General features: G+C 65.6%; 5 protein-coding genes. 2 read left to right on the top strand and 3 right to left on the bottom strand.

Features of this window, described 5'->3' with window-relative positions:
* On the bottom strand, positions 1 to 656 hold a 656-nt coding region (locus D7Y13_RS38625; RefSeq protein ID WP_147444568.1), incomplete at its 3' end, for a dihydrofolate reductase family protein.
* Between the two features lie 277 nt (positions 657 to 933).
* Between D7Y13_RS38625 and D7Y13_RS38630 the strand changes: the two genes are divergently transcribed.
* Positions 934 to 1,374, top strand: coding sequence for a YciI family protein (locus tag D7Y13_RS38630; RefSeq protein WP_120586055.1), 441 nt, complete (start codon positions 934 to 936; stop codon positions 1,372 to 1,374).
* Positions 1,375 to 1,467: 93 nt separating this feature from the next.
* Entirely contained in the window at positions 1,468 to 2,856 is a 1,389-nt protein-coding gene (locus tag D7Y13_RS38635) for a hypothetical protein (RefSeq protein ID WP_120532994.1), read from the top strand.
* Positions 2,857 to 2,889: 33 nt separating this feature from the next.
* On the opposite strand, the gene D7Y13_RS38640 is transcribed toward D7Y13_RS38635, so the two are convergent.
* Entirely contained in the window at positions 2,890 to 3,684 is a 795-nt protein-coding gene (locus D7Y13_RS38640) for a hypothetical protein (RefSeq protein WP_120586054.1), read from the bottom strand.
* Positions 3,685 to 3,714: 30 nt separating this feature from the next.
* A complete protein-coding gene (locus D7Y13_RS38645; RefSeq protein ID WP_120586053.1) occupies positions 3,715 to 4,782 on the bottom strand; it encodes a hypothetical protein in 1,068 nt (355 codons plus the stop codon).
* Positions 4,783 to 4,842: the final 60 nt, after the last annotated feature.

Genomic DNA, 4,842 nt, shown 5'->3' on the forward strand with positions numbered 1-4,842 from the left:
AAGTGGTGCGCCCATGACCTCAATCTATGGGCTCTGGCGCGCTCGCCCTTGCTCGTCACGCATGGGATGGGCCCACCGAGGGCTACGCCCTGCGCCTGCCTCGATCCACGTTCGTGAGCACCGTCGTAAGCGGGAACGTACGCCAACCTGATCACGTTCTCGTCCATTCGCTCGCTGGATTTAAGGCGGAGTGGCGGCCGCGGGCCGGCGAAGAAGGGCTTGCCGGAACCCAGCACGACGGGGTGCAGGTAGATTCGATACTCATCAATGAGACCGAGGTCCGTCAGGCTTCGCGCCAGGTCCGGGCCTACAACGTCAATCTCTCCATCAAGCTCAGCCTTCAGCTTGCGGATTGTCGCCTCGATGTCGTTCGCGACAAGGGTGGCGTTGGGGCCGACGGACTTCAGCGTGCGTGACACGACCCACTTCGGTTGGCTCCGCCAGGCCGTTGCGAAGTCGCGTTCCGCCGCGTCCCACTCAGGATGATCCTCATCCCAATAACGCATCACCTCGTACATGCGGCGACCGTACACACTGCCAGTCAGGCCGCGAGTCTGCTCGATGAAATGACGAAAGAGGGTGGGGCTTGGCCCAAACGCCATGTGGTCGACGTAGCCGTCCAACGACTGGTTCATCCCGAAGACGAGTTGCGCCATATCAAGGAGTTTCCCTTCCTGGGCACTCTACGATGAGCTGGACACCCGGTCCACGCCGGGCACCACGGGCGAGCCCTTGCCACTGCACAGCGCCGATGCCGCGCGTCAGCCGACGCGCAACTGATCGCTGTGCCCCGTCTGAGAAGAGGAGAGGGGCGGCATCGAACCCACCCTCCGCGATGCACCTTGAGGAAAATCCCAGGCCCCTGTCGATTCTCCCGCCCATCATTCGTCGCGCCGGCAGACCCACGAATCCCCCACCCCAGGAGACCCCCTCATGCGCTTCATGCTCATCCCCAGGCCGTCCACCCCGGAGCCCACGCCCGCGCCCGCGGACGCCCCCTTCGACGAGGCCGTCTTCATCGCGCAGATGAAATTCAACGAGGAGATGCACAAGGCCGGCGTGCTCGTCGCCTCCGAGGGCCTCAGCGCCTCCGCCGCCGGAGCGCACGTCATCTTCAAGGGCGGAAAGTCCGACGTGAAGGACGGCCCCTTCACCGAAACGAAGGAGCTCATCGGCGGCTTCTACGTGCTGGAGGTGAAGTCGAAGGAGGAGGCCATCGCCTGGGCCCGCCGCTATCCCGGCGGCATGGGCAACGATGACGTGATGGAGGTCCGCCCCCTCACCGGCTCCGACGACATCCCGGCGGAGTTCCTGGAACTCATCAAGAAGGCCGCACCCACCTGGAGCGAGTCCTTCCACAAGAAGGCCCCGTGATATCGGCCTTGTAACAGTGTTGTCACCGGGCCCCCGTCCGCCCGTGTCAGCCGGACGTGCTATGCGGCGCTTCCCCACCCCGGAGGCTCCGCCATGAATCCCCGTTCGCTCGGACTCGCATGTCTTGTCGCATTCGCCGCTCCCGCCTGTAGCGGCCCCACCGAAGCTCCCACGGACGCCATCGAGTCCGTGGAGACGACGGGCACCAGCACCGCCGCCGCGACGGTGGAGCGCCTCTACGCCACCGAGGCCTCGCTCACGCTGAGCTTCGAGACGCTGGGCACCTTCGAGACGCGCAACGGCGTGCGCTCGCTCATCCTGCACGCCACGGCGAACCGCTACCTGAGCAACGTGTTCAGCTACGTGCCCGACGACGCGTTCGGCGAGGCGCACATCATCAGCGAGCGCCGGCTGGAGGTGGTGCTTCCGGAAGGCCACGAGCTCAACTCGGTGCTGGCCGGCCTGCCCCTGTTCGTGACGGTGGACACCTTCACCGGCACGCCCACGCACTACACCGCGCGCATCGAAGTGGCCCCGCGCTTCTATGACTTCCGCGGCTCCAACGCCGTGTGGGTGTCGGAGGACGTCACCCCCTACTACGTCGTGAACGGTCTCCAGTCGCTCGTGTACCGGGGCAACGTGGACGCCGCGGCCAGCTCCCTCACCGTCACCGCGCCGGACGGCATCCCTGCCGTGGGCAACGTGGACGCGGACAGCTTCAAGCTGGACTGGAGCTACGACACGCTGAAGCAGGCCATGGACCCGCACACCACGCCGCTCACCTTCACGGCGGCGCTCAACGCCGGCGGGACGGCGCAGAAGACGGGCCGGCTGGTCGGCCGCGTCACCAGCCTCGCGCTCACCACCGGGGATGCGTACGACGTCTGGCCGTCTCCCACGTGCCAGCCCGCCACCTACGACTGCGTGCAGAACCAGCCTGCGGGCACGACGGACTTCTCCGCGTGCGGCACCTACCGCCAGGTGACGCGCTGCCTGTACGTCGCCAACGCGTGTGACGTGGGCTCGCCCCAGCCGCTGTCGCTGACCTCCATCAACGCCTCCTCGCTGGAGCCCGCCCGCGTGACGTGGAACGTCGGCTCCAACAACGGCGCGTGGCACGGCCTGTCTCCCATCACCGCGTTCCGCACGCCGTCGTGCCCGGCCACGCCCCCCACCATCCAGACGGTGGTCGCGAAGGTCGCGGAGCAGGACCAGTCCTTCCCGGATCCCGCGGGCGGCACGTACACCAACCGCGCGGGCCTGTCGCAGAGCATCCTCTTCACGTCGAACTACTACGGCGACGGCGCGGCGCTGCTCCAGGCGATTGACGCCTTCGCGGGCGGCGGCGACGTGCAGGCGTGGCTCTACACGCAGGGCGTGCCGTGCCCCAACTGCCACGAGTTCGACACGCGCGCCGTCCTCTACTACCCGGCCACGCGCAAGGTCGTCGTGCTCGACGGCTACTACGGCTACGACTCCTGAGCCGTCACCTCCAGGCCCTCTCCTTCACCCGGCTCAGAAATGGCCCTGGTTGATGGAGAGGGTCTGCTCGGGGATGACCATGTTGAACGCGGCCTCGTGGATGGCGGTGAAGAAGGGCAGATACCAGAGGGAGGGATTCGCCATCAGGACCACCAGCTCGTGGCCCTTGAGCTCCGCCGCCAGCGCGCCCGTGACGAACCCTTCCGTGTAGACCGCATGCACCCGCAGCCCCTCGCCCCGGGGGGCGCGGCCCTGGCCGCTCTTGGCCTTGATGTTCTCATAGACCACCGGATCCGCCAGGAGCACCGGGGTCTTCCCCTGGTAGTCCACCTCGCTCAGGCGGGTCAGCAAGGTGGCCATCCGGTCCTCCGGGCCACTCAGGTGCAGATAGGGGATTTGGAGATACCGGTCCCCCTCGTCGTCGATGTAAAGCCCCGGCTGGGAATCCCAGGTGATGAATCCCTGGGACATGATGCCCTGCAACTGCCCTTTCATCAGCCAGGTCTCCTTTGAAGGAGGACCATACTGGCCGGGAATGGCATAGGGCCCCGTCCCTTCCAGGAACGTCATGAACTCCTGGCGCAGGGCATCGTAGGTCTGGACGCGCTGGAAGTAGCCCCGCACCAGGTTTTCGAGGCTGCGCTGGTTGTGCCGGAGCATCTCGTACTCCTGCGACCGATAGGCATCCGTGGCGATGTCCATCAACGCGTAGGCCTTCTTCAGCCGATTCGCGAGCGGATACGCCGAGCTGACGACCGACGGGTCGTGGATGTATTTGTATTGTTCGCCACACGGCACATAGCCCAGCAGCTCGTAGGGTTTCAGCATGACGCCTCGGATGGAGGAGGGGGGAAGACTTCAGCGGAGGTTCACACCGGTGAGCGTGAAGTATTCGCCCAGTTGGTGCTCCACCCGCTGGTTGACGTAGGTACCGCCGACATTCTGGAAGACGTTGGTCACGCGCTTGTTGTGCAGCAGGGGCCGCACCCAGAAGCCCCCCACGTTGGTGGGGGCGACCGACGACTGCGGCCCCAGGCTGGGTTTGAAGGGACGCAACACGCCCTTCTTCGTATCGAGGACCTGGGTGCCGCCCGAAGGGTGGTCAACCTCGATGTATCGCTTGCTGATCTCCACCGCGCGCTCCTTCGTGGAGGCGTGCACCACGGCCCCGCCATCCCGGGCGCAGAAGTGCTGCGCCTTGTTGAAGGCGAAGTCGGACATGATGACATGCAGGTCCACCGGCCCTTCGCCGGTGCCCTGGAGATGCTGGGCCAGCCGCCCGTTGACGTGGTCCAGACAGATCTCCAGGCCGAAGCGCAGCCGGTAGCCGTTCACCCGCAGCTCCTGCAGCATGGCGCCATGCTCGTACACGAGCACCTTGTCGGAGCTGGACTCATGGAAGTCGCCCTGCTTGTCCAATCCCCAGTAGTGCCCGTCGTGATACAGGTACAAGGTGTTGTACAGCAGGTGTGACACGGGAGGCGGCCCCAGGGCGAACAGGGGATTGCCGGACTGCGTGAGCGCCGTCAGGGACATGCTCACGCTCTTGTTGAGCGCCGTCATCCCCACGGAATGGTCGAAGTAGCCCTGCGAGCTCCCCTTCAAGGCCACCTCGCTCACGAACCGGGGGCGGTCGGAGGTGGGCTGCTTCCAGGCCACCGTTCCGGGTGCCAGCACGACGTTGGGAAAATCCCGGCTCACGTCGAGCAGGGAGTCCTGGATGCGTGTCTTTTCATCCCGACTGACGTGATAGTTCTTGAGGTCGTTCTGGTTGGGGTCCCGGAAGAAATACTCGGGCGCCACCACCAGGCCTACTTCCGCGTTGCGGACATAGGACGCCGCCGTCCGCACACCCTCCAGCTTGAAGCGGATGTCCCGGTACTGGGTCTTGTCATCCTTCAGCAGCGCGATGGTGACTCGAGGCATGGGACCCAAACTAGGACCCGCATTCAGTGTCTGTCAAAGGAGCCCCGCCCCGTGCGAAAG

This window comes from Corallococcus praedator, from assembly GCF_003612125.1.
Classification (GTDB): domain Bacteria; phylum Myxococcota; class Myxococcia; order Myxococcales; family Myxococcaceae; genus Corallococcus; species Corallococcus praedator.

Bases quoted from the DNA above. Each gene is read 5' to 3' on its own strand.
- D7Y13_RS38645 (WP_120586053.1), bottom strand. From the start codon at position 4,782: ATGCCTCGAGTCACCATCGCGCTGCTGAAGGATGACAAGACCCAGTAC.
- D7Y13_RS38630 (WP_120586055.1), top strand. From the start codon at position 934: ATGCGCTTCATGCTCATCCCCAGGCCGTCCACCCCGGAGCCCACGCCC.
- D7Y13_RS38635 (WP_120532994.1), top strand. From the start codon at position 1,468: ATGAATCCCCGTTCGCTCGGACTCGCATGTCTTGTCGCATTCGCCGCT.
- D7Y13_RS38640 (WP_120586054.1), bottom strand. From the start codon at position 3,684: ATGCTGAAACCCTACGAGCTGCTGGGCTATGTGCCGTGTGGCGAACAA.